This is a genomic window from Jejuia pallidilutea (genome assembly GCF_002973595.1).
GTDB classification, from domain to species: domain Bacteria; phylum Bacteroidota; class Bacteroidia; order Flavobacteriales; family Flavobacteriaceae; genus Jejuia; species Jejuia pallidilutea.
Window position 1 is genome coordinate 716,301 of record NZ_PVEO01000001.1, and the last position, 25,151, is coordinate 741,451.

A 25,151-nucleotide genomic window follows, 5' to 3' on the forward strand; every position below is an offset into this window, starting at 1 on the left:
ATCATTCACACAAAACCGAAACTACAAAAAGGCCTACTCGCCCTTAAACCGTTTTTTATTTCCACCTAAACCAAAAAGCCGTTTAAGAAATCCGTCCCGTTTTTCAGGTTCACATTTTAAATCCTCTAAGGCTTGGTAGGATGTAGTTTTAAATTCTGCTTTCGTAATTGCATTAAAGTACTCATCTTCATTCAGTTTTTTATAAAACTTTGCAAAAATTGGTAACGCTGAGTTTGCCCCTTGCCCTATACCTGTGGAACTAAAACCAATGCTATGGTTATCGTTTCCAACCCATGTAACACTCACTAATTTAGGTGTAATACCCACAAACCATCCATCCTTATTATTTTGGGTAGTACCAGTTTTTCCTGCTATTTCATTTCTTAACTTATATTCATTTCTTAGTCTTGATGCAGTTCCGCTATTTACTGTAGTTTTCATCATTTCCAATACTACTTGCTGGGTATAATCATTAAATGCAGGCACTTTTTTAACTTCAGGCTTAAAAGATACTAACACCTTTCCGTATCTATCCCTTACTTCTTTTATACAATAGGGTTTTACTGCTTTTCCGGCATTAACGTAACTTGCAAAAGCACCAGTTAGTGCCTTTAAGTTAATTTCTGCTACACCTAGTGCTATTGATGGTTCATTAGGTATTGTTTTTACAATTCCCAATTTTTCAACTAAATCAACAACTTTTGGTATCCCTACCTCATTTAAAACCTTAACAGCTATAGTATTTACAGAATTACTTAGCGCTTTTTCTAAACTATAATTTAAGTGAGGGGCTTCTTCTTCACTTCCAGAATTTGTTGGAGTCCAATCATCATAATTAACATAACTCACAGCTTTTAACGGAAAATAAGTACATGGTTTCATACCGTTTTCTATCGCTGCTGTATAAACAAAAGGCTTAAAGGTTGACCCTACTTGTCGTTCACTTTGCGATACATGATCGTACTTAAAAAACCTGTAATCAATACCACCTATATAAGTTCTCACGGCTCCTGAGGAAGGGTCTATTGACAACATTCCTGTATTTAAAAATTTCACAAAATGCTGTAAACTATCCCTAACCGTTATACGCGCTATCGTATCGCCATCCCAACTAAATACTTCTACATTTCGTTTAGTGTTAAGAGTGTCTTCTATTTGCTTATCACTCAAACCCTTTTCTTTAAACTTCTTATAAAGAGGTAATTGCTTAATTATGTTTTTAATAAATGTTCCATTTTGTTTCCAAGGAGCGTTATTACCATATGCGCTTTCAAAATCTTTCTGTAAAACAGCCATATGTTCTTTCATAGCTTCTTCTGCAAGTTCTTGCATAGCATAGTCTAGTGTGGTGTGCACCTGCAATCCATCTCTATACATATCGTATGGTTGGCCATCTGGTTTCTTTAATGAATCTAAAATTAGGGTTAATTCTTTTTTTACCTGCTCCCTAAAATAAGGCGCTATACCAACATCATGATTAAATGAACGGTACTCTAGTTTAAGAGTATCTGCAATAAGTATATCGGCTGTATCTTTTGATAAATATCCATATTTAACCATTTGGTTTAAAACTACATTTCGTCTTGCCTTACTGCGTTTGGGGTACAATCTTGGGTTATAATAATTATTTGCCTTTAATGTACCTACCAAAACAGCCGATTCTTGTTTATTTAATGATGTAGTTGACTTATTGAAAAATTTTCGTGCAGCACTCTCAATACCATACGTATTGTCTGGAAATGGTACCGTGTTTAAATAAAGTTCTAGAATTTCTTTTTTAGAATAGATATCCTCAATACGCTTAGCGATTATGGATTCCCTTAGCTTGTTTATAACAATACTTGCAAAAATATATTGCTTTCTTCCAAACAGATTTTTTGCTAACTGAAGCGTAATTGTACTGCCGCCGCCAGCCGACTCATCCTGCATTAAAATAGTTTTTAAAAATACCCTAACTAAGCTTTTATTGTCTATGCCATCATGTTGATAAAAACGAATATCCTCGGTAGCTATTAAGGCATCTATTAAATGTTGGGGGAAATCTTTGTAGGTTAAAGGTTGCCTATCGTAAATAAAGTATTTACCAATTAAGCGACCGTTTTTATCTAAAACTTGCGTAGCAGCCTCTTGCCGTATAAACGTTAAATCTTTTTTAGAAGGTATATTTCCAAAAGCACCACAATACACACTTACAAATAGGCTCACTAGCAGAAAAACCACAGTTACTAACCCAATTAAACTCCATTTCACCCATTTTTTCCCTAGTATATTTCTACTCCAAACAAAAAGTAAAAAAGCTTTACTTTTAATGAAATTGCTTTTTTGTGGGCTATTGCTCATAACCTATTGGGTTTCTTCGTAGTCGGGATATAGGAAACTGTTATAAGGAAAACGTGTTACATGAATTTCCCTTACCTCATCATACACACGTTTTTTAAAATCGTCTATATTGCTTTTGTTTATTGCGGAAATGAATAAAGCATTGTTACCTATTTTGCTCATCCAAGTACTTTTCCATTCTTCTAAGGTGTAATGTTTTTTTGTTCTTTCTTCATCTAGTTCATCCTCTTCAAAGGGTTCTGGTTCGTAAGCATCAATTTTATTAAACACCATAATGGTTGGTTTATCGCTGCTTTCAATCTCCCCTAATATTTTATTAACAGATGCTATGTGTTCTTCAAAATTAGGATGGGATATATCTACCACATGCAACAACAAATCGGCTTCTCTTACTTCATCTAGAGTACTTTTAAAACTTTCTACCAACTGCGTAGGTAACTTTCTTATAAATCCAACGGTATCACTTAATAAAAATGGCAAATTTTGAATTACCACTTTTCTAACCGTAGTGTCTAGGGTAGCAAATAGTTTATTTTCGGCAAATACATCGCTTTTGCTAATTACGTTCATTAACGTAGATTTACCAACATTGGTGTAGCCCACAAGCGCTACACGCACTAATTTACCGCGGTTACCCCGCTGTACAGCCATTTGCTTATCTATGGTTTTTATACGGTCTTTTAAAAGCGCAATTTTATCGCGTACTATACGTCTATCTGTCTCTATCTCGGTTTCACCAGGACCACGCATGCCAATACCACCCCGTTGGCGCTCTAAGTGTGTCCACATTCCTCGTAATCGTGGTAACAAATACTCGTATTGCGCTAGTTCTACCTGAGTTCGGGCATAACTAGTTTGAGCACGTTGTGCAAAAATATCAAGAATTAAATTAGTTCTATCTAGAACTTTACATCCTAAAATTTTGCTTATATTACGTTCTTGTGTTGCAGAGAGTTCGTCATCAAAAATTGCGGTACTAATATCGTTCTCATCAACAAAATGTTTTACTTCCTCCATCTTACCAGACCCTATAAAGGTTTTAGGATTGGGCATATCCATTTTCTGGGTAAACCGCTTAATGGCATACCCACCAGCTGTAAAGGTTAAAAACTCTAGCTCGTCTAAATATTCTTTTAGTTTTTCTTCGTCTTGGTCTTTAGTAACAATACCTACCAAAACCGCCTTTTCTAAATCTACATCTTTCTTTTCAATCATATTACAAAGTTACATAATTACAGGCATTTTAATTTTAATTTTTTATACCCTATTTTTGACACATGACAGACGATTTAGAAGACATTTCCATACGCCATAACATGCAGACTGTGGCATTTTACAATATTGAAAATTTATTTGATTTAAGAGATAGCAGATTTACTAACGACAACGATTTTTTACCCGAATCTGTAAAACGATGGACACCCAAACGCTACCAAAACAAATTGCAGAAAATTGGATATGCTATTTCTAATATTGGTCGGCAAGAAACTGGTAAACACCCAGCAATTGTTGGTTTAGCAGAAGTTGAAAACGCTAAAGTTTTAAAGGATCTTATAGCATCGAAACACTTAGAGGATTGCGATTACAACTATGTGCATTTTGATTCTCTAGACGAACGCGGTATTGATGTTGCATTATTATACAACACCAAAGCGTTTAAAGTTTTTCATACTGAAACTTTTTCGGTTAGCTTAGTAGATAACGATGGTACACCTGATTATACCAGAGATATTTTGCTTGTTGGTGGAAAATTAGATGGCGAAAACGTTTATTTTATATTAAACCATTGGTCTTCTAGACGTGAAGGTGTTGAAGAAACCGAATTTAAACGTTTAGCAGCCTCTGAGAAAGTGAGTGAGATTATTTCATGGTTAACACAAGAAGACAAACATGCTAAAATTATGGTTTTGGGCGATTTTAATGATACGCCACAAAACGAAAGCCTAAAACGCTTAACGGAAGACCATAGTTTGTTTAATCCTTTTGAAACCCTACGATCATTCACCCGTGGCACTGTTAAACATAGAAGACAATGGTATGTGTTTGATCAAATTTTAGTCTCTACTAACTTTTTTAAAAGCTCTAAAAATGAATTCGAATTTTTTAAAGCTAATATTTTTGATGTAGATTTTTTAAAGCTATTTAGAGGCCCCTTTAAAGGAGCTCCTTTTAGAACTTATGTTGGAAAAAAGTACAAAGGCGGCTACAGCGATCACTTTCCTGTTTATACTATTTTAAAAAAATAAATGATGCACTAAATGCAGTATAAAAACAAAAAACACGCTGTAGAAAAAACACAGTTACATATAAGGAGTAAACATCGAGACCGCTATAATTTTAAAAGTTTAATAACAACTTGCCCTGAGCTTTCATTGTTTGTGAAGCCCAATAAGTATGGAGATGCTTCAATTAATTTTTTTGATCCCGAGGCAGTAAAAACGTTGAATAAAGCGCTACTGCAACATCATTATAATATAGAATATTGGGATATTCCTAAGCATTATTTGTGTCCACCAATTCCTGGAAGAGCCGATTATATTCATAACATAGCAGATTTATTAGCCTCAAAAAACAACAATAAAATTCCAACAGGGAAACATATTAAATGCTTAGATATTGGTGTAGGGGCAAATTGTGTGTATCCTATTATAGGTGCCACAACATACAATTGGTCTTTTGTTGGTTCAGATATTGATGCTACAGCTATTACATCTGCCACAAAAATAGTACAGCGAAACAAAAATTTAAAAACCAATGTTGAATTGCGGTTACAACCCACACCTCGTAATTTTTTTAAAGGTATTATTCGTAATGATGAACGGTTTGATATTACTGTTTGCAATCCCCCTTTTCACGCGTCTTTACATGAAGCTGAAGCCAGCACAGTTAGAAAACTAAAAAATTTAACAAAAAAGACACCTCTAAAACCCGTATTAAATTTTGCCGGAAAACCAAATGAACTGTGGTGTGAAGGTGGCGAAGCAACTTTTGTAAAAAATATGATATATGAAAGCAGAAGGTTTGGGACTTCATGCTTTTGGTTTACAACCCTAATTTCAAAAGAATCAAATCTTAAAGGTGTTTCTAAGCTTTTAGAAAAAGTAAACGCTACAGAAGTTAAAATACTCACAATGGGTCAAGGCAACAAAATAAGCCGCATAGTAGCTTGGACGTTTTTAAACAAAGCACAACAAGACGAATGGGGTTTTACAAGAAATTGAATGCACTTCTAGATTAATCCTCTTTTTTAAAGTTATTAAACTTAAATGGCCTGAAATAGTGTGTATATTAACCCTAAAATAATAAAAGGCAGTAACCAAAGCACCCAAATATTATAAGTTTGTTTTTTCCTTTTCAGCATTTTTACATGAAGTAAATTTCGTTTTCTGCCACTATACTGCATCCAATTTTTAAAAAAAACAACTAATACTGATAGAATAAATAAAATCCAACCTTTGGAAGCTGACATAACATCTACTTGCATTTGCTTAAAAAATCCAGCAAAAAACACCCCTAAAAGTAATAACAAACAGCACTGTAGGAACGAAACATAAAAGGTAGCGATTTTAATAGCATTTTTCCTTTTTTTAGTTTTATAGTGCTGTACTAGGTTAAAGAAAAATATGTCGAATATGGTCATAAAGCATGTATTGTGCTAAAGGTATAACTATTCCACAAAATCTACACTAATGTCATCTAACTCATAAACACCATCAAAAGTAGATTGCCCACTTCCTGTATATTTAAATGCGATATGTATAGAGCCCGAAATACACGATAAATCTACATTTCCAGAACTAAACCATTCTGCAAAAGAATCGGTGTCTTTTACAACATAAGCATCGGTTAATATTCGCCAAGTGGCAGCTGTAACGCCTGCTTCGGTCCCATCCCAATCATCGGCATAAAACACTTCCATATAACTACTATCTGCTAAACTGTTAGAGGTTTTAAAGCGTAGCGATTCGCCATCTTGTGCATCTAAATCTATAGCAGGTGTAATTAACCACCCTATATTACTTATATCACCAGAACTGGCAGACTGAAATCTAGCAGAACGCCCTAATGAGGCATTTGATGATGTTGAGGAATACCCCTCCCAAGCTTGTGTTCCCGCCTCTATATAGTTGGTCCACCCATCAATTTCTATGGGACGGTTATTTCTTTGAGGTTCAAAATCTTCGTATAACAAATTGCCTGTGCCTATGGTAGTAGCAAGACCACAGGAAAATTCTATAGGGTCGCAACGTTCAGTACTATCAAAATTTATATCGGCAGAACTATTAATCACCAAAACATTAAAATTGTCTCTAAAATCTCGACTAAAAACACCTGTAATAGTACCACTGCCTTGTGGTACTATTAAAGACTTAAAATCTGAAAATGTACTAGTTTGCATAATAATTTGAATACCAGATTCGCAACTTTCCAACAAGCGCAAACCATCAAACTCATCAAAAGATTCACTTGCAAAAGAGGCGCCTAGTTCAAACCTGTTTAATTGCATATTTTGTAGTTGTATTAGCGTATTCTCATCAGCTTCTGTTAAATTTTCTAAAGCAACTACTTTTGGTTTAATTTCAACTATATCATTAGTTCTCAGTATTATATCGCGATATTCTGTAGCTTGAATTTGTTGTACGTTTACCGCATCGCCTTTACCAATAGTTACTACGCCACTAGTTTCCCCTAGTGTTAGCCCTTGTAATTTTATAAATACTTTTTGCCCAAGTTGATAAGTGTCTGACAAGCTACTTTGATTTATGTCTATTTTAAAACCCAACCTTGGATCGTTATCGGGATTACTATCATCTATTTTGTTTTGTATAATAAGCTCTTCAAAAAAATTACCTGCTTTGTCTGATGATATCACATAACCTTCAATATAAATATCGTCTCGAACAACCACTGTTGTATTACCACCATTTACGGCCTGTTCGTAAAGTGATTTTATGGCTTTAAACGTAGTGATTTTTTCAACTGGAATATCTGGATTTTCGTTTGTAATATTAGGTACACCAAAATCGTCGTCTCCAACACAAGAAAGCACGAATGCCACAAGCATAGTAATTAAAAAGTTATTTGTTTTTTTCATAATGTATCTTTTTATAAAAAGCTTCCCTTAATCTCTCCAAAGGAGGAACACGCTTATTCAACCGTTTATTTGTCCAGACCTCTCAGGTTTTTGAAATCTGGGAGGTCTTACATTTATCTCTTTTCACAAGCATCTGCAACACATTCCTTCTCCTTCTGGAAGGTTAGTAGGGCTTCTAGAATCTGTAATTCACATTTAAAAAATAAGTCGTTCCGCGACCATACCAATATTTAGAGCCAAATACAGGTGTTTTTAAAGCTTTATCATCGCGCAACTGCCTAAAATTGGCATTTCTACCTTGCTCAAAACCACCAGTTTTAAAAACTTCATCTAAAAGGTTGTTTACACTTGCAAAAACACTAATGTATTTACTGCCTATTTTCCAAGATTTTCCTCCTACTAAATTTACTACCATATAGTCATCAAACCGTTCTTGTTGCAATAATTCCCTAGCTAAATCCTCATCGTAGTCATTAAAAACATTACCATCAAAATCTGTTGTAAAGTTTGCAGATCGCGTTAACGGACTAATATCAATATAAGTATTTGTGAAAAAATTTGCTGTAGCACCAAACCACCAAAAATCGGGGTCTCTATATTCAAAACCAAAAGAATACGCTCTGTGTGGTCCTGCAGCAATTTTATAGTTTTTAAGATTAGATGCCCCAAAATCTTTAAAACCATCTACAAAACCAGCTGCTACAGATTCATCATCTGCTTCGGTAGTTAAGTACAAATTTGGATTGTTAGCATACGTAAACTGCCCTACAGATGCCACTCCTTTTAACTTAATGGTTGGTGTAACCTGAGCTTCTATTCCTAATTCACCTCCAATATGTTGTTTATCTATGCCTTGTAAAATCTCTTGAATAAAAGCTACATTATCGCCCCCAATACCATCTGCAAAGAAAAATGAGATTTCGTTTGCATCTGTAATTTTTGTGTAATATCCTGTAAGTTTTGCTTTTACAATAGGAGAACGAAAAACATAACTTATATCAGTCGTCATTATTTTCTCTTCTGTAATATTTGGTACAACATTATGGTTTTCCCTAGAGTTGGAATAGGTGTTTCTTAGTGATGGTGCTCTGGTAATGTAGCCACCATTAATATTCAACAAATGTTTTCCAGAAATTTTATAGGTTAGTCCGCCCTTAGCTCCAAACCCCATAAAGTTTAGTGTTTCTCCCTTACCTAGAGAATTATTAGGAAATGCTCCGTTTTGGTATAAACCTTCACGTTGGTATTGCGTGCTTGTTACACTTCCAGAAATAAAAAAGTCGAGTTTATTATAACTAAATTGAGCCTGGGCAAATCCATTTACTACATTAGCAAACAGGTTGTAGTTATATTTAAAGGTATCGCCCTCACCAACCAACCGGTTTGGATTTTGTAAATCGTTTTGAGCTTCGTCTATAGCTTCAGCAAATTGGTCTATATCCAAATAAGTCTCTGCTCCTAATAAATCTAAAACCTCAGCAAAGTTTTCAGATTTCAGGGTTTGAATATTTATACCTGCATTAACTACAACATTATCGTTCCATTCGTTATTTACAATAGAATTAAAGGTAAATTGGGTGTCATCTACACGGTCTTCATATAAGGCATAAACAGCATTTCCTCCATTTTGTGTATTTAAAATATTTGCTTCATATAACGAATTCCAATCCATTTGCCCGTTATCTTTAAACTCTTGCAGTGCCAAATAAGCAAACTGTAAATTGTTTGGAAAGTTACGTTCAAAATAACTTGGAAGTTTTTGGTAATACGTTGGGCTTGGGTTTGCGCCACCACCTTCTGGTATGCCATTTACCAAATCGGTACCATTGTTATCTAACCTACTGTTTCCTAATCTCCCAAATTGATATGCAAGGTTTGTGTTTAATCTGGTTTTTGTAGATATGTTCCAATAGTGATTTAGCATTAAAATAGGCTCTTCTACTTCCTTTATTCTAGAATTGCGTTTCTCTCCATTTTGGAATCCCCAATATTCGTTATAGCGAATATCTTTTAAATCGAAAACTTCTTGAGTATTCGGAGACGATTTCCCACGTCGGTTTGGTGCATAAATGCCTGTAAAATTCAAACTATGGTTTTCGCTTAATTTTTTTTCGATTGAAAGAAAAAATGAATTGGCATTATACACCGTAGCATCTTGGTAACCTTCGTTCCCCCAACGCCTTCCTAAAGAAATTGTATAGGCCCAATTATTTTCTAATAGTCCTGAAGCATAAGTTGCCATTAAACGATTGGTATAACTTCTGTTAGAAGAAGAATAGGTAATACGTGCGCCCGCTCTAGCTTTAGACGCTCTAACATTTATATTTGTAGTTCCTAGAATACCTCCAAAATTATAATCTGATGGCGCTAAACCTGTTGTTAATTCTTGATTTCGCATTACATCGTTTAATCCACCCCAATTACTCCATTGTGGCCTGCCATTAAATAGCTTATTCATGGATATTCCATTAATTAATACACTACCGTTTTCGGAATCTAAGCCTCTTAGCCTGAAGAAAGATTGGCTAAACTCAAAAGCTGCGGTACGCTGAAACACATCTAACGACGAGGACAATAATCCCGTAATGTTATCTGCTCCACTTGTATCGTTATCTAATTCATCATCAGACAATGTTATGGTGAACAGGTCCTGACTTTGAGAGATATCGCGCTCTAAAGTCATATCGCTAATATCTACAGTTTGCCCTTTATATACTATAATTGGAAAACGCTTGGTAGTATAACCTGCTTTAGAAATTTTAAGTACCTGCTCGCCCAAAGGTATATTTGAAGAAAAAAGGAATTCCCCCTGAACATCTGTTAAAGAAGATAGATCTGTACCCTCAAGAACTACTGTAACATTTAAAATAGGCTGAAATGATACCGCATCTTTTACACTACCTTTAACAATGGTTTGCTGCGCGTAGAGTGAAAATGAAAAAAATGCGAATAAAAAAATGAGGGTTATTTTATTCATGATTATCTTTAAGACCCGTTTTGTATGAAAAAGTAACGATTAAAACCGAAAAATTACAACATTTATTATAAATACGTAACTTTGACTTAAGTTTTACGCTACGTAAACTACTTTTTTTTAAAATATGAATGTTTTTAAGCTTTTTTTATCACTGTTTTTTCTTAGTATCATTTCAACTTGTAATGCTCAAGATAAAAAATTTAAAATCCATACTATAGCATTTTATAACCTAGAGAACTTATTTGATACCATAAACGATCCTTTGAAGTTTGATGAGTATAGCCCAATAATGGAACTAAAAACCAATCGTACTTCAGTTTATCAACACAAAATAAAAAACATGGCCAGGGTTCTTTCTGAAATTGGTAAAGATGCTACAAAAAATACACCTGCCATTATTGGAGTTTGTGAGGTTGAAAATAGAACTGTTCTAGAAGACCTTGTAAACGATACTACACTAATAAAAAAAGATTATGGCATTGTACATTACAATTCTCCGGATGCTAGAGGGATAGACGTAGCTTTACTATATCAAAAAAGTTTGTTTACACCAATTCATTCCAAGACCTACGAATTGAAGATTTATGATGACCAAACCCGAGAGCGCATTACAACTCGCGACCAGTTATTGGTGAGCGGTAAACTTGAAGATGACTTAATTTATATAATAGTAAACCATTGGCCATCTAGACGCGGCGGTGAAGCCAGAAGTAGACCAAAACGTGTAGCTGCTGCAAAATTAAATAAGCGTATTATAGATTCGTTACAAGCCGAAGATCCGTATGCAAAAATAGTTATTATGGGTGATTTGAATGACAATCCTAATAACACAAGTTTAAAGGATGTATTAAAAACTAAACGGAAACGAAAAAAAGTTGGAAACAAAGGACTTTACAATCCGTTTGAAAATTTTTTTAGAGATGGATTAGGTACCACTGCCTACAGAGATAGCTGGAGTTTATTTGACCAGATTATTGTTTCTAAACCTTTACTGGACAGAGATTATTCGTCTTTTAGGTACTATAAAGTTGGTGTGTTTAATAAGAACTATATAATTACTTCAACGGGAAAATATAAAGGCTATCCTTTTAGAAGTTGGAGTGATGGCGGATTTAGCAATGGTTTTAGCGATCATTTTCCGGTGTATTTGTATTTGATTAAAGAGGTAGAGTAATCCCTTTAATCCAAACAATAAATAGGTTATCGTTAACAAAAAGACCTGTCTGGTTTTAAAAAACCTGACAGGTCTGAAGTATATTCTTTAACTATTTTAGTTTAACCAAGCACTCCAAGGAATTCTAGACAAGAACAACACCAAAGCAATGGTATAAAAAATAGCGATGGTTTTCAATTTTGGACCTGAAGTTAATTTCTTTTTATGCTTTGAGTATCCTATTGTTATTAAGGCTACAGCAATAATATTAATTAAAGGATGCTCTACTAAATACAATCTGTTTACAGCATCTTTCATAACGCCACCCATACCTAATTCACTAAAAAGTGCCAATCTTGGAGATACAACATATAAAATAAGGCCAATTAATAATTGAATATGAGACACAATTAAAGTGAACAGGGAAATTCTAAAATCTTTAGCGCTATACTCCTTACCTCCAACAGTTTTTGCAATGGCATTAACAGTTGCAATAATTAAAATGAGGAGCACAACATATGCCCAATAAGAATGTAATACTTGTATGGTTTCGTACATGATGTATTTATTTTATTTCAACATCAAAAATAGTGATTTTAATTCATAAAAAAACCGCTTAATTAACTAAGCGGTTTAAAATTATTTATAAAAATAGTATTTATTGCCATTTATTTTCTGCAGCCTCTCCGCCCCAAATTAAGGTTGCTAAATAAGGATTGTCTATAAACGGGTTTCGATTACCTTGAGCAGAAAAAATAACGGTATTACGTTGCTCTTCAAATGCAGAAACAGGATCTTCTCTGTTCCATTTTAAAAACAACTCTAAACTACCAACTTTAGAAAAAGTTTCACCATATCTTATGTTTAAGTATAATATCATTCTCGCTACATCGCCTTTCCACTCATCACCAGGAAACCAAGATTCCCCAACAAGTTTATATATTCCGCTTCCATCTGTAAACGGGTAGTTTAATCTGTCGCTATTTACCGTAGCATCGCAAGACCTAAGATGATGTAGGTCTGTAACCGCATCAGCAGCAACTAAGCGAGATTGAGGATATACATGCTCTGTATTGAATGTTTGTGGTGAATACGAATTTGTTCCAGAGGTATACTCTTCCCAATAGCGACTGTCACTAGAATACATCAAAATAACATTATCTGCGTTATTTAAATCTTCATCAGCATTGTATAAATATTGATGTCTTTGTGCATAAGTTAAAATGGTAGTGTGTTTTGATTTTGTAACCAACTCTATTTCATTTTTCATTAGGTTTGAATCTTCTGTAAAAACAACACCACTGTAATAATCTGTTAAAGATGCAGGAATATTAAAGCTAACAGGAGTTATTACTGAAATAGTTACAGTAGCAGTAGCACAGGTGTTAGTAGGCGCATCATCATCGCATATGGTATATGTGAAAGTATCTTCACCTACAAAATCTGTAGCAGGTTCATATGTTAATGTTCCGTTGTTGTTTAAAATAAGAGTACCTGAAGAAGCACTATCATTAATTGATGATAGTACAGTATCGTCTATTAAGGTATCGTTATCTAAAATCTCGTTAATTGAAGTTACTTGGTTTTTTACCACTGTAATGGCATCATCTACAGCAGTTGGATTACCTTCATCGGTTACATTGAAGGTTACTGTTGCTGTTGCACATGATGGTGTGGCATCTGTATCACATATGGTGTACGTAAAAGTATCTTCTCCTGAAAAACCATTTGGCGCAGTGTACGTTATAGTATTGTCGTTGTTTAGAATAACCGTACCATTGGTTAATGCATTATTAATTGATGACAATAGAGCGCCATCAACAAGAGTATCATTTATTAATATTTCGAAAGTATTTGTAGTATTCTCTACAATATCAAACGCATCATCTACAGCTACGGGATTTCCAACATCAGTTACGGTAACAGTTACTGTAGCTGTTGCACAATTAGGTGTACTCAATCCATCACAAATGGTATAGGTAAATGTATCTGTACCAATAAAGTTATCGGCAGGCGTATAAATAAGCTTATTGGAAATTTCCCTTACTAAACCATTATTGGCAGATGCACTGGAAAAATCGTTTAAAGTAGCATTATTTTTAAGAGTATCGTTACTTAAAACATCAATAGTAACTGGTGTATTTTCAACAGTTGTGGCCGTATCGTTTACAGCAACTGGCGGTTCTATAATAGGGTTGTCTTCACTTCCACCACATGCAAAAAGCATTACAATAAATGATACGTAAATATACTTTTTCATAACTAGAATTTATTTAAAGATAAAAAAACCTCTTACATTTAGTAAGAGGTTTTTATTAAAATGTATAATGGTTATTGGTAAACCCAAACACCATCGGTCTTTATAACACTTTTTGTTTCGTTACCTGTAGAACCGGTGAAAACAACAAAGGTTAAAGCATACTTCTGTCCTTCAGCAGCTCCAGGATTTCTTGCATCTAGCAATATATTGAATGCTTCCAATAACATCTCGTCGCTCCAATAGTTACTACTTCCTGTACGTCTATCAAAACTTCCAAAGAAACCTACGTTATCTGCAGGACCAGGATAAACATCAATTAAAGCATTAGATATTAAGTCTACATCAGCACCTAATAAAACATAATTAATTGTGTTATCTGGTACCCAAACCCCATCTTCGAATCCATATTGGAAAGATGTTTCAATAACATCAGGAGTTAATTTCCACTTATCCCCATCAAAAACACTATGCCCGTACTTTGTAGAAGTTCCTCCTGCGAAAAAGTCGTACTGTACCATAGCCACATCGCCTGCCTGAGCAAATGGGAATAAACCTTCTAAAAAGATATCTAAAATGTAAATATTACTACTACTAAAGTTTGGAAATCTAAATCCAAAAGAGTCGTAATCTGCTCTGGTAAATGTATAAGGGAATTCCCAATCGCCATCATTTTTAGCAACCACTGCAGCTACTTCTACAACTGTAGCACTTTGAATATATGCTCCACCAGTATATAATAAAGTCATTGTATCTGTACCCCTTGAGCCATTAAAAATCTCATATGAAACTACATAAACATCACCTTCTGTAGCAGATGGTAACACAAGGTTAAAACCTTCAACAAGCATTTCATCTGTCCATGCATTATCACTAGAACCAACTCTAACATCAAAACTGCCAAATTGCGCTAGGTTACCGCCTGGACCTGGATAGGTAGCTGTTAAAGCAGCAGCAATTGCATCATAATCATCTCCTGTTAAAGTATATTCGGTAGCATCTGAACCACTTGCTTCAACATCTAACTTTAAAAAGTTATATCCGTTGTGTTGTAGTGTGAAAGATTCTGAACCTGGACTGCCATCAAAAATAGCAAAATTTACTACTAGAACTTGACCTGTGTTATAATCGGCTGCCAACAATGCTGTAATAGCTTCAACTATCATGTTATCAGACCAATAAGAATCTCTACCTGATCTTCTTTCAAAATTTCCAAATCTTGCAGCACTACTTGTAGCTTCTGGGTATTTAGATCCTAATGCATCTTCAATGGTTTCAAAATCACTATCTGAAAGTGTGTATGCTAAAACCTCTGCATTATAAGTTAATTCTACAAAAGTTCCGTTCTCAGCACTTTCAATAGTAGTAGATAAAAAACTATCAATATCGTTTAAGTTTGAAAGTGTTTGCGATGTTGAAATTGGCTCTAAAACAGTTTCATCAAAAAGGTTATAAGTAACATTTACTAAAGAACCTTCTCCCCAAACAGGGTATTTCTCTGCTAAGAAATCTGGAAGGATTAAATCTGCTTGATCTTGAGACTCGAAAAACTCTTCGCCACCTAATTCATCTTCGTATAATTCATAATCCTCAGCAGTAAAGGTGTACTGTTCGTCGGCTTGAATAAAATCTACACCTGGAGTTTCTCTGGCGTCTATATCATCATAAAGATCTTCTAGCGGATTACACCCTACAAAGGTAACCGCAAGAGTTAGCGTAATTAAATAAATTATTTTTTTCATTTTCAAAGTTTTTTAGAAGTTAAGTTTTGCGCCAATGCTGAAAGTTCTACCAAATCCCATCCAAACCAAGGCTGTATCGGCAGTAGAACCTGCTCCATCTTGTGCATCTGGAATGTACTCAGTATCAAATACGTTATTCATTCTAGCTGTAAGCGTAGCATCGAAAGGACCAAAATCGAAACCATGTGTCATGGCTACATCAAACAATCCAAATGCAGGCATTTTCCAAGCATCTGGTCCTGGTTCGTTTCTGTCACTAGGATCAAAACGTGCATAGATATCAGCATTATATACATAATCTACAACAAGTCTAGTATCGGTACCAAACTTATAATTAGTACCTAAACCAAATGATGTTTGGGCTGCATCTGATACATGTACATCTTCAATATATAAATCAACAGTTTCTATAAGGTTTTGTTCTTCATCAAATACCTGAACATCAAGTACGTTATTTGCCCATCTCCAATCTCCTATAGAAGCCATACCATTTATTTCTAATCTATCGGTAGCTTTATAAACAAAATCTAGTTCTATACCTTGGTGAACGGCATTAACACCTAAAACATTAGCAGAAGCTCTAGTACCATCTGGTTGTTGGAAAGAAACCGTTTCTGTTCTATCATTCCATAGTGTTCTGTACAGGTTAACATTAGCGGCTAATTTTTCGCTTCTGTAACCATAACCTAACTCAAAACTAGTAATTTTTTGGTTTGGTGCATCTGCATTAATATTATCGTTACTAAAGTTTAAGAACACAGCATCAAACTCAGCTGCTCTTTCAAAATAACCAATATTAGCAAAAACATTGTGGTTTCCATCTATTCTATAGTTTCCACCACCTTTTATACTTCCTCCTAAAAAGTTGTAACGATCTGTTTCTTGTAAAGGATCTGAATCTAAATAATTAAAATAGTCAATTCTTTTATAAGATGTATTAGATAAAGCTACAGCAACAAAGGTGTTAAAGCTATCATTAACGTCGTATTCTAGTTGGCCAAAAGCACCAATCCATCCCACAATACCATCGTTGTTATAATTAATAACATCTCCTACTCTAGCAAGATTGTTTGGATTGTTAGCATCATTATTATCTAGAAAATACTGCCCTCCTAATAAGTTTGTAACCTCTTGAAAGTGTAAGCCTTTGTAAGATCTAAAATCTAAACCAACTTGCAGTACCATATCTTCATTTAAATTGGTTTTTAAGTTTGATAGTAACCCGTACCAATTGTGGTCGTTACGAGATGCTCTTAAAATAGTTTCTGAACCTAAAGCACCAAGCGCTTCATTCTCATCAGCTATTTTATCGAAATTTATAGGTCCGTAAAGGCCATCTCTATACTCACTAGAGCCATCTGCATTAAAAGTGAATTTGTTTACACCTCTAATACCACCGCCACCACCAGTACCAAAGGATACATAAGCAGAAGAGTTAATAGACGTATTATCATTTAAATTCCAATAGTGGTTTAAAGATATTTGAGGTTTGTGATAAAAGTTGTCTTCCTGAAACGTTACTTGCCCGTTATAATATCCCCAATCTGCATTAAACTTTCTACCTCTTTCGCTATTTCTATACGTTTCAATTAACTGTCTGTTTTGTCGTTGTCCATGTTGCTGTTTAGCTCCAAAAGCAGAGAACGCTAATTTATGTTGCTCGTTAAATTCTTTTGAAATATTAACAAAATAAGATACACCTGAAAACTGAGTACCATCTACATATCCATCTCCTTGTGTATGTGCAGCAGAAACCGTAGCAGCAAAACCGTTATCTAACAAACCTGTAGAATAAGTTATACCATATTTTTTATATCCATCGTTACCAACAGAAGTCATTATGCTTCCACCTTCTTCAACATCAGTAGTTTTTGTAATAATGTTAATTGTACCACCTATAGAAGGTACGGCGATTTTAGCAGCACCTAGACCTCTTTGGGTTTGCATTGTGCTTGTTACGTCGCCAAGACCAGCCCAGTTACTCCAGAATACACGACCATTTTCCATATCGTTTACAGGAATACCGTTAATCATTACCGCAACGTTTACAGAACCAAAGCCTCTCATTCTTACTTCTCCATCTCCAAAACCACCACCAGCTTTTGTAACATAAACACCTGGAGTAGATTTTAGAATTTCAGGGAATTCCTGCGACCCTAGTTTCAATTCAATATCAGCAGCTTTTACTGTAGATACTGCCACAGGCGTTTTTCTGTCTACAGCAACTGATGCGATGATTTGAATCTCTTCAAGACCTACTTGGCTTGATTTCATTTCAACTTTACCTAAAGCTGCATTTCCAGAAAATGAGATTGTTTTAGAATTGTACCCAATGTAAGTAATTACAATCTCACCAGAACTTTCTTTTGTAGTAATAGAAAAGTTTCCATCGAAATCTGTTGTAACTCCATTTGAAGTACCTTTTTCAATAACATTAGCACCAGGAAGCGGTAAATTAGTACCAGCTTCTACAACAGTACCTGTAATTGTACTTTGAGCCATGGCAACAGCACTAAACAGTAAAACTGTTACCACAAACAATAAATTAGTCGTTTTTTTCATAATTTTTGAAAAATTATTTAATAATTTGAAATTAGTCGAGGCAAAAATACTCATAATTAAAAGATAAACATTACCGAAATGTTAAGAATTTTAACAGTTGTTATCAACAAAAAAGCATCGATATTGTGAATATCGATGCTTTTTATAAAAACTTTTCAACGTTTTATGAGTTTTCCCTATAATGTTTCAATAAATTAACAGTAGAAGAATCGTGTTCGTTTTTTGCGTCTCCGCTAAATTCTTTTAAAATTTTACTTGCCAATTGTTTACCTAGCTCTACTCCAAATTGGTCGTAACTAAAAATATTCCAAATAACGCCCTGTACAAATATTTTATGCTCGTACATAGCAATTAATTTACCCAAACTTTCGGGTGTTAGTTTATTAATAAATATAGTATTTGTTGGTTTATTACCCTCAAATACCTTAAAAGGAACTATAGATTCTGGAGTGTCTTCGGCCTCTACTTGTGCTTTTGTTTTACCATTTAATAATGCCTCGGTTTGAGCCAAGAAATTAGAAATTAGTTTGTCCTGGTGGTCCTTATTGCCATGAAGCGACTTAGTAAACCCAATAAAATCGGCAGGTATTAATTTTGTGCCCTGGTGTATCAATTGAAAAAATGCATGTTGGGAATTGGTTCCTGGTTCCCCCCAAATTAAGGTTCCTGTTTCATAATCTATAGCATTACCATTTCTATCTACACTTTTACCATTACTTTCCATAATACCTTGTTGCAAATACGTTGCAAACTGATTGAGATATTGGGAATAGGCAATTACAGCTTCACTTTCTGCTTTAAAGAAGTTGTTATACCAAACGCTTATAAGCCCTAAAACCACTGGAATGTTACTGCTAAAATCTTCGTTTTTAAAATGCTCATCCATTTTGTTGGCGCCTTTTAGCAAGCTATCGTAATTATTAAAGCCAACGGCTAAACTTATAGATAAACCTACTGCACTCCATAGAGAAAAGCGGCCTCCAACCCAATCCCACATTGGGAAAATATTTTTTGGATTAATGCCAAAGCCTTTAACCGCATCTAAATTAGTAGATACTGCCACAAAATGCTTTGCTATATCTTCTTGTGATGCCGATTCTAAAAACCAAGACTTTATAGTATTGGCGTTTGATATGGTTTCTTGTGTAGTAAATGTTTTTGAAACTATTACAAAAAGGGTGGTTTCTGGATTTAGTTTTTTAATAACCTCGTTAACATGGTCGCCATCTACATTGCTTACAAAATGAGTAGTTAAATGATTTTTATAATATTGCAACGCATCTACAACCATGGCAGGCCCTAGATCTGAACCACCAATACCAATATTTACAATATCTGTAAACGGTTTTCCTGTATACCCTTTTCTGTCGCCATTAATCACTTCATTGGTAAACGTTTCAATACTGCGCTTTACATTGTATACTTCGGGTATTACATTCTCGCCATCAACATTTACAACGGCAGATTCTGGAGCTCTTAATGCTGTATGCAGTACTGCTCTTCCTTCGGTTTTATTTATTATGTCTCCTGAAAACTGACTTTTAATAGCTGCCTTTAGCTTAACCTCCTCTGCCAATTCTAGGAGGTACTTAAAGGTTTCATCGGTAATTCTATTTTTAGAAACATCTACATAAAAGTCGTCCCATGTTATAGTGAATTTATTTGCTCGCTGACTGTCCTTAGCAAACAAATCTTTCATTTTTAAATCTTTTGCTGTTTTATAATGCTCTTGTAATTTTTTCCAAGATGCCGTTTTGGTTGGGTTTACACTAGGTAATGCCATATTATGAATTTGATTGGTAAATTACAGTTTGAGGTTCTTCTTCTGTAATTTGAGGTTTAAAATTAATATTATCTAATTGGTGCTTTATAGGTTGAATAAACTCTAAGTATTTTACTTTTAAAGAATCTGAAATTGGTTTAGCTTCTGGTAATTTTTGTTTAAAAGGGTCTACTTGTTTTCCATTTTTCCAAAAACGATAGCACACGTGCGGACCACCAGTATTCCCTGTCATTCCAACTTTCCCAATTATATCCCCTTGTTTCACAAAATCTCCTACTTTTACTAGGCGCTTACTCATATGCAAATACTGCGTTTCGTAGGTAGCGTTATGACGAATTTTTACATAATTGCCGTTACCGCCCCGTCGCCTAGACTCTGTAACTGTACCATTGGCCGTAGCCATAATAGGTGTGCCTATTGGGGCAGCAAAATCGGTGCCTCTATGCGCCCTAACCCTGTAACCATAAACTGCAATACGGCGTTTTAGATTGTAGCGAGACGATATTCTACTAAATTTTACAGGTGCTTTTAGAAAAGCACGTCTTAAGTTTTTTGCCTCTTCATTAAAATAATCTATAATGCCTTTAGTGGTATCGGTCATAAACTCAAAAGCATAAAAAGGCTCATTATTATGCTCAAAATAGGCTGCTTTTACATTATGAACGCCCGTGTATATGGTATCATCAATATATTTATCGGTATAAATCACTTTAAACCTGTCGCCTTTTTGCAATCTTCTAAAATCTATAGTCCATGCAAAAATTTCGTCTGCCATTTTATAGGCTAAACGCGGACTAAGCCCTTGTTCTTCTAAAGTTAAAGAAATATTATCTTCTATAATGCCAGTAGCTTCTTTTTCAACGTATTTAATAGGTTTTGTGCTCCTGTAGGCCTGAATAGAGTCCTGAAAATTAATAACTACATAATCTTCTAAATTGGGCTGATATATAAAACACTTTGCTGTTTCTAAAGAATCTTTTTCACATAAAAGCGTATAGGGCTTTCCAACTTGCAAACTTCTTGCAATATCAAAGGTGTCTTTTGCCTTTTCTGCAATGTTAAAAATCTTGGGGTAACCTACGTTGTTACGTTCTAAAATCACACCAAAAGTATCACCTTTTCTAATAGTATCTCGCTTAACAATGTAGTTGTCTAATTTAAACCCAAACTCTGTTAGTGGCTCTGGATCTTCTAAAATTGCAACTTCTTCTTGCTCTATTTGGGGTTTAGGATTGTCTTTACAACCCAAAACAATTAATCCTAAAAATAAAAGTATTAAATATTTGTTCCCCACGCTTGTATCTCTTGTGTTGTCCATAAATCTGGAAAAAATATTCTTTTTTGGTATTTTGGATGCATATACTTTACCCATTCGCTACCTCCTGTAGCCTCGGCAGTTTTGCCTCCTATGTTTAAATAATGATTTGCTGTATTGTAATGCGCCATTACCCATTTTACATTTACTGTAAAATCGTAATGCCGCATTGCTTTAACTAATAGCTTGTGTGCTCTATCTTTTTTTGGTAGTGCCTTGTATTTAGACCATAAGTTTTTATCTTCATAATATTTAGAAAACCTTATAAATTCTTCTTTATAGCGCTCCTCAAAGGCAGACAAGGTGTATGTTTTTTTACCTGTTTTATAATCTTTACCGGCAGCTTGCCAATAGAGTTGTTCAAAGGCGTTATTGCAACAAATGTCTTTACTTACTTTATCCCTAAAACGCTTATCAATTAAGTTTATTAATTCTGTAGAGGCAAACTCTACCATTCTGTATTGCGCGCTTTGAAACCCGCTTGCAGGTGTTAATGCTGTTCTAAACTGATTGTATTGCTCTATACTCATGCCGTCTTTCATTATACTGAAGGACGATGTTAGTACATCAAAATAGCGACTTACACGCATTATTTTTTCAGCAAACTCTGCTACACCAAAATTGTTTTCTGCTACTTGTTTAATCTCAGTAAGTATCATCTTAAAAAGCAGTTCGCTAATTTGATGATACATAATAAACACCATTTCATCAGGAAAATCAGTTCTAGGTTTTTGCAGATTTAATAATACATCCGTTTGAATGTAATCCCAATAATTTATGGGCTTACTATGAAGCAACCCCTCTAAATGAACCTCTAAATCTTGGTCTATAGACTCGTATTTTGCTTTAAGCTCACTGGTTATGTTTGAGTCTAATTTCATTAATTATTAACAACTATTTGAAACGGGTGCTTCAACCCCTTAAAGGCTTCGAGGTCTGCTCTTAACGACCCAACAGCCAAATCTGCTTTAATGCGCAAAGGTAATTTATTTTTGTCTTTCGACACCCATAGTGTTAAACTTTCTTCCTCTTTAAAAACACGTCCTGCCATTACATAAGGTCTGAATTTTAAGGCTCTAATATCGCCAAAATCAGTCTCTATGGTTTCTTCACCTAAATACTGTAATTTAAAGCCATAATTTTCCTCATCAAAAAACATATCTACCTTAAATTCATCACCGATTTTAAGTGCATCTATATCGATACTATTCCGAAGATAGTAATACGTAGATACCATATCCTGAATATTAGGTTTAGTATCAATTACCTTTTGGGTTTTATGTTTTTTATTATTTACATGGGCTTTTTGGTTTTTATGGTCAAAATCAATTTCAATATCCTTGGTATGCCCACCCTCATCAATATTACGTACAAACTTATAGGGCATTATGGTGTTTTTATCAAAATAGCTTTCGTACCTGTCTTTCACTTTAAAAAACCATTTAATCATTCCCGTAGTCCACCCTTTGCCAACCACGTGGTACACGTCCTTATCTCCTAATTTAGAATCTTTAACCGTAAGTGTTGCGTTTCCTGCTTTTAAAAAACCGCTATAGCTCATCTTAAATTTAAACCATTCACCATCTCCAAAAGCCGATTCTTGTTGCGCTACCGAAGCTTGCACAACACTAAACACTATTATTATAAGCAGTAACTTTTTCATCCTTTTTTTTGGTAATTATAATGTAACTTCTACTATTACATTTTATTGTTTTTAGTTAAGAAATTACAATTACTATTCCAAAAATAGAAATTTTATCTAAAACCCACGTCTTACAAGTGTTATAGTTGTGTTAGAAAACATCTTGTCGATTGTTTTTTAGGGCGCTACCACAAGGGTCGGGCTTTACGTTACTAGTTTTGGCTCCCCGCATTGGCGGGACAAAAAGCTATCCACTGCAATCCCTAGCGCGCTCATCCGCCAAAGTCATTTTCTCAAAAAAATATGCTCACATTTTTATAGTGGTGCGATGTACTAGTATAATTAATTAAAAACCAAACTTATGAAACGACACACATTCACCTTTTGTATTTTACTACTAATCTCTACAACAACATTTGCTCAAGATTTTAACTTATCGGCAATCGCAGGTTACCTAAATATTAATTCTATTTTTAAGGTAGATGGCGAAAAACGCGATTTAGATTTTAAAAGCAGTGGCTTTTATTTTGGCGCACAAAGTGAAATATCGCTCGCCGAAAAAATCGATTTACACCCCGAAATAGCTCTAGCACTTAATGCTGAAGGCGATGCGCTTTATTTTGGTGCATTTGGTAGTTACCAAGCTACTGAAGACTTTAGTGTGCTTTTAGGACCAACACTAAACGTTATTTTAGAAGACGTCGCTAACGGTTATCAAACATTAGGAATCTTTCTTGGTTTTGGAGGCGATTACGATATAACCAAAAAAATATATGCACAAGCCAAGTACAATGTTCAGTTAAATGATTATTACAATGGTACAGGAGGCGTAAGTTCTAAAGTAAACTTCCTAATGGTAGGCATAGGATTTAGAGTTTTATAACAATTAGTTTGAGTTAGTTTAGTTAATAACGGCACGATAAAATTAGTCGTAAATCGTGCCGTTATTTTATGTTTTAAACAGTTCCTGCAAGGTTTTGAAAACCTTGTAGGCATTTTAAAAGTCGGCTGTAAACCTACAAAGTCAAAAAGACCTTGCAGGACAAATAATGTGGCTTATAACACAATAAAATTAGCTCTATCTACAAAAATTAAGGCTACAATGTTCCCCGTTTAGCCTGTTCTCGCTCAATAGATTCAAAAAGCGCCTTAAAGTTTCCTGCGCCAAAACCTTTGGCTCCCATGCGTTGAATAATTTCGAAAAACAACGTTGGTCTGTCTTCAACAGGTTTAGTAAAAATTTGAAGCAAATAACCTTCTTCATCTGCATCAATCATAATGCCTAAGCGTTTTAGAGTTTCAATATCTTCTCGTAATTCATGGCTAAATTCTTCCAAACGCCCTGGTACTGCTTTGTAATACTCATCTGGCGGAATAGATAAAAACTCCACGCCTCGACTTCTTAGTTGCGATACTGTTGAAATAACGTCATCGGTAGCAACGGCAATATGTTGCACGCCTGCGCCTTCATAAAAATCTAAATATTCTTCAATTTGAGATTTCTTTTTACCCTCGGCAGGTTCATTAATCGGGAATTTAATACGCCCGTTGCCATTACTCATCACTTTACTCATTAAAGCTGAATATTCAGTATGGATTTGCTTGTCGTCAAAAGATAAAAAGTTCTCGAATCCCATTACATCTTCATACCATTTTACCCATTTGTTCATCTGCCCCCAACCTACATTACCTACCATATGGTCTATATATTTTAAGCCCACAGGCGTTGGATTATAATCACTTTCCCAAACTTCAAAGCCTGGTAAAAACGCACCATTGTAGTTTTTACGCTCTACAAACATATGTACCGTTTCGCCATAGGTATAAATTCCTGCGCGTACTACCTCGCCATGTTCGTCCTTCTCCACAATTGGTTCCATATATGGTTTTGCACCTCTACTCGTAGTTTCTTTATAAGCCTTTCGCGCATCTTCCACCCAAAGCGCAATTACTTTTACACCGTCTCCGTGCTTTACAATATGGTCGTTAATGGGCGATTTACTATTAAGCGGTGTAGTTAACACCAATCTAATTTTGTCCTGCTTTAGCACATAACTCACCGAGTCTTTTGCGCCAGTTTCCAAACCTCTGTAAGCATGAGATTGAAACCCGAAAGCTGTTTTATAAAAATGCGCAGATTGTTTGGCATTACCCACGTAAAACTCCACGTAGTCTGTTCCTAAAAGTGGCAAGAAATCTTGTGCCCCTTCAAATATTTTTTCTAAACCGTAGTTTACTGATTTTATGTCTTTACTCATTGTTTTATAGAATAGAGAAGTTAGAAA

At 34.8% G+C, this 25,151-nt stretch carries 17 protein-coding genes; 4 read left to right on the top strand and 13 right to left on the bottom strand.

Annotated features, from left to right (window positions below):
* Positions 1-33 precede the first annotated feature (33 nt).
* The gene (locus tag CLV33_RS03210; RefSeq protein ID WP_105472667.1) at positions 34-2,340 is read right to left on the bottom strand and encodes a transglycosylase domain-containing protein; all 2,307 of its coding nucleotides are present in this window, start codon (positions 2,338-2,340) and stop codon (positions 34-36) included.
* Between the two features lie 3 nt (positions 2,341-2,343).
* Positions 2,344-3,555: a GTPase HflX gene (hflX, locus tag CLV33_RS03215; RefSeq protein WP_105472668.1), complete on the bottom strand. Its 1,212-nt coding sequence runs from the start codon at positions 3,553-3,555 to the stop codon at positions 2,344-2,346.
* 62 nt (positions 3,556-3,617) lie between these two features.
* Between hflX and CLV33_RS03220 the strand changes: the two genes are divergently transcribed.
* Positions 3,618-4,586 carry an endonuclease/exonuclease/phosphatase family protein gene (locus tag CLV33_RS03220; protein WP_105472669.1) on the top strand — a complete coding sequence of 323 codons (969 nt, stop codon included), beginning with the start codon at positions 3,618-3,620 and terminating at the stop codon, positions 4,584-4,586.
* 12 nt (positions 4,587-4,598) lie between these two features.
* Positions 4,599-5,561, top strand: coding sequence for a 23S rRNA (adenine(1618)-N(6))-methyltransferase RlmF (gene rlmF, locus CLV33_RS03225; RefSeq protein ID WP_105472670.1), 963 nt, complete (start codon positions 4,599-4,601; stop codon positions 5,559-5,561).
* A 446-nt stretch (positions 5,562-6,007) separates the two neighbouring features.
* On the opposite strand, the gene CLV33_RS03235 is transcribed toward rlmF, so the two are convergent.
* Both CLV33_RS03235 and CLV33_RS03240 read right to left on the bottom strand, forming a co-directional pair.
* Entirely contained in the window at positions 6,008-7,435 is a 1,428-nt protein-coding gene (locus CLV33_RS03235; protein WP_105472672.1) for a DUF5689 domain-containing protein, read from the bottom strand.
* A gap of 175 nt (positions 7,436-7,610) precedes the next feature.
* On the bottom strand, positions 7,611-10,412 hold the full coding sequence (locus tag CLV33_RS03240) for a TonB-dependent receptor (RefSeq protein WP_105472673.1): 2,802 nt from the start codon (positions 10,410-10,412) through the stop codon (positions 7,611-7,613).
* Between the two features lie 124 nt (positions 10,413-10,536).
* On the opposite strand from CLV33_RS03240, the gene CLV33_RS03245 reads away from it, so the two are divergent.
* Positions 10,537-11,586 carry an endonuclease/exonuclease/phosphatase family protein gene (locus tag CLV33_RS03245; RefSeq protein ID WP_105472674.1) on the top strand — a complete coding sequence of 350 codons (1,050 nt, stop codon included), beginning with the start codon at positions 10,537-10,539 and terminating at the stop codon, positions 11,584-11,586.
* A 96-nt stretch (positions 11,587-11,682) separates the two neighbouring features.
* Here the strand turns inward: CLV33_RS03245 and CLV33_RS03250 are convergent, their stop codons facing one another.
* From CLV33_RS03250 to CLV33_RS03285, 8 genes are all read right to left on the bottom strand, one after another.
* Complete coding sequence (locus tag CLV33_RS03250; protein WP_105472675.1) at positions 11,683-12,123, bottom strand: hypothetical protein; 441 nt, start codon at positions 12,121-12,123, stop codon at positions 11,683-11,685.
* Positions 12,124-12,223: 100 nt separating this feature from the next.
* Positions 12,224-13,825 carry an Ig-like domain-containing protein gene (locus CLV33_RS03255; protein WP_105472676.1) on the bottom strand — a complete coding sequence of 534 codons (1,602 nt, stop codon included), beginning with the start codon at positions 13,823-13,825 and terminating at the stop codon, positions 12,224-12,226.
* Positions 13,826-13,896: 71 nt separating this feature from the next.
* Positions 13,897-15,564: a hypothetical protein gene (locus tag CLV33_RS03260; protein WP_105472677.1), complete on the bottom strand. Its 1,668-nt coding sequence runs from the start codon at positions 15,562-15,564 to the stop codon at positions 13,897-13,899.
* Between the two features lie 12 nt (positions 15,565-15,576).
* Positions 15,577-18,126 (bottom strand): TonB-dependent receptor, encoded by a 2,550-nt coding sequence (locus tag CLV33_RS03265; protein ID WP_105472746.1) that lies wholly within the window; start codon positions 18,124-18,126, stop codon positions 15,577-15,579.
* Positions 18,127-18,289: 163 nt separating this feature from the next.
* Positions 18,290-19,909 carry a glucose-6-phosphate isomerase gene (pgi, locus tag CLV33_RS03270; RefSeq protein ID WP_105472678.1) on the bottom strand — a complete coding sequence of 540 codons (1,620 nt, stop codon included), beginning with the start codon at positions 19,907-19,909 and terminating at the stop codon, positions 18,290-18,292.
* 1 nt (position 19,910) lies between these two features.
* Positions 19,911-21,227: a peptidoglycan DD-metalloendopeptidase family protein gene (locus CLV33_RS03275; protein ID WP_105472679.1), complete on the bottom strand. Its 1,317-nt coding sequence runs from the start codon at positions 21,225-21,227 to the stop codon at positions 19,911-19,913.
* The gene (locus CLV33_RS03280) at positions 21,185-22,105 is read right to left on the bottom strand and encodes a tryptophan 2,3-dioxygenase family protein (RefSeq protein WP_105472680.1); all 921 of its coding nucleotides are present in this window, start codon (positions 22,103-22,105) and stop codon (positions 21,185-21,187) included. Before CLV33_RS03280 ends, CLV33_RS03275 begins: the two co-directional genes overlap by 43 nt.
* Entirely contained in the window at positions 22,105-22,887 is a 783-nt protein-coding gene (locus CLV33_RS03285) for a DUF3108 domain-containing protein (RefSeq protein WP_042242224.1), read from the bottom strand. The genes CLV33_RS03280 and CLV33_RS03285 overlap by 1 nt, the downstream gene beginning before the upstream one ends.
* 340 nt (positions 22,888-23,227) lie before the next feature.
* Here CLV33_RS03285 and CLV33_RS03290 point away from each other — a divergent pair, with 340 nt between their 5' ends.
* Positions 23,228-23,749, top strand: a complete 522-nt coding sequence (locus CLV33_RS03290; RefSeq protein WP_105472681.1) for a hypothetical protein — start codon at positions 23,228-23,230, stop codon at positions 23,747-23,749.
* A 214-nt stretch (positions 23,750-23,963) separates the two neighbouring features.
* Here CLV33_RS03290 and hppD read toward each other — a convergent pair whose 3' ends face one another.
* Positions 23,964-25,124 carry a 4-hydroxyphenylpyruvate dioxygenase gene (gene hppD / locus CLV33_RS03295; protein WP_105472682.1) on the bottom strand — a complete coding sequence of 387 codons (1,161 nt, stop codon included), beginning with the start codon at positions 25,122-25,124 and terminating at the stop codon, positions 23,964-23,966.
* Positions 25,125-25,151 lie beyond the last annotated feature (27 nt).

Bases quoted from the DNA above. Each gene is read 5' to 3' on its own strand.
- CLV33_RS03210 (WP_105472667.1), bottom strand. From the start codon at position 2,340: ATGAGCAATAGCCCACAAAAAAGCAATTTCATTAAAAGTAAAGCTTTT.
- hflX (WP_105472668.1), bottom strand. From the start codon at position 3,555: ATGATTGAAAAGAAAGATGTAGATTTAGAAAAGGCGGTTTTGGTAGGT.
- CLV33_RS03220 (WP_105472669.1), top strand. From the start codon at position 3,618: ATGACAGACGATTTAGAAGACATTTCCATACGCCATAACATGCAGACT.
- rlmF (WP_105472670.1), top strand. From the start codon at position 4,599: ATGCAGTATAAAAACAAAAAACACGCTGTAGAAAAAACACAGTTACAT.
- CLV33_RS03235 (WP_105472672.1), bottom strand. From the start codon at position 7,435: ATGAAAAAAACAAATAACTTTTTAATTACTATGCTTGTGGCATTCGTG.
- CLV33_RS03240 (WP_105472673.1), bottom strand. From the start codon at position 10,412: ATGAATAAAATAACCCTCATTTTTTTATTCGCATTTTTTTCATTTTCA.
- CLV33_RS03245 (WP_105472674.1), top strand. From the start codon at position 10,537: ATGAATGTTTTTAAGCTTTTTTTATCACTGTTTTTTCTTAGTATCATT.
- CLV33_RS03250 (WP_105472675.1), bottom strand. From the start codon at position 12,123: ATGTACGAAACCATACAAGTATTACATTCTTATTGGGCATATGTTGTG.
- CLV33_RS03255 (WP_105472676.1), bottom strand. From the start codon at position 13,825: ATGAAAAAGTATATTTACGTATCATTTATTGTAATGCTTTTTGCATGT.
- CLV33_RS03260 (WP_105472677.1), bottom strand. From the start codon at position 15,564: ATGAAAAAAATAATTTATTTAATTACGCTAACTCTTGCGGTTACCTTT.
- CLV33_RS03265 (WP_105472746.1), bottom strand. From the start codon at position 18,126: ATGAAAAAAACGACTAATTTATTGTTTGTGGTAACAGTTTTACTGTTT.
- pgi (WP_105472678.1), bottom strand. From the start codon at position 19,909: ATGGCATTACCTAGTGTAAACCCAACCAAAACGGCATCTTGGAAAAAA.
- CLV33_RS03275 (WP_105472679.1), bottom strand. From the start codon at position 21,227: ATGGACAACACAAGAGATACAAGCGTGGGGAACAAATATTTAATACTT.
- CLV33_RS03280 (WP_105472680.1), bottom strand. From the start codon at position 22,105: ATGAAATTAGACTCAAACATAACCAGTGAGCTTAAAGCAAAATACGAG.
- CLV33_RS03285 (WP_042242224.1), bottom strand. From the start codon at position 22,887: ATGAAAAAGTTACTGCTTATAATAATAGTGTTTAGTGTTGTGCAAGCT.
- CLV33_RS03290 (WP_105472681.1), top strand. From the start codon at position 23,228: ATGAAACGACACACATTCACCTTTTGTATTTTACTACTAATCTCTACA.
- hppD (WP_105472682.1), bottom strand. From the start codon at position 25,124: ATGAGTAAAGACATAAAATCAGTAAACTACGGTTTAGAAAAAATATTT.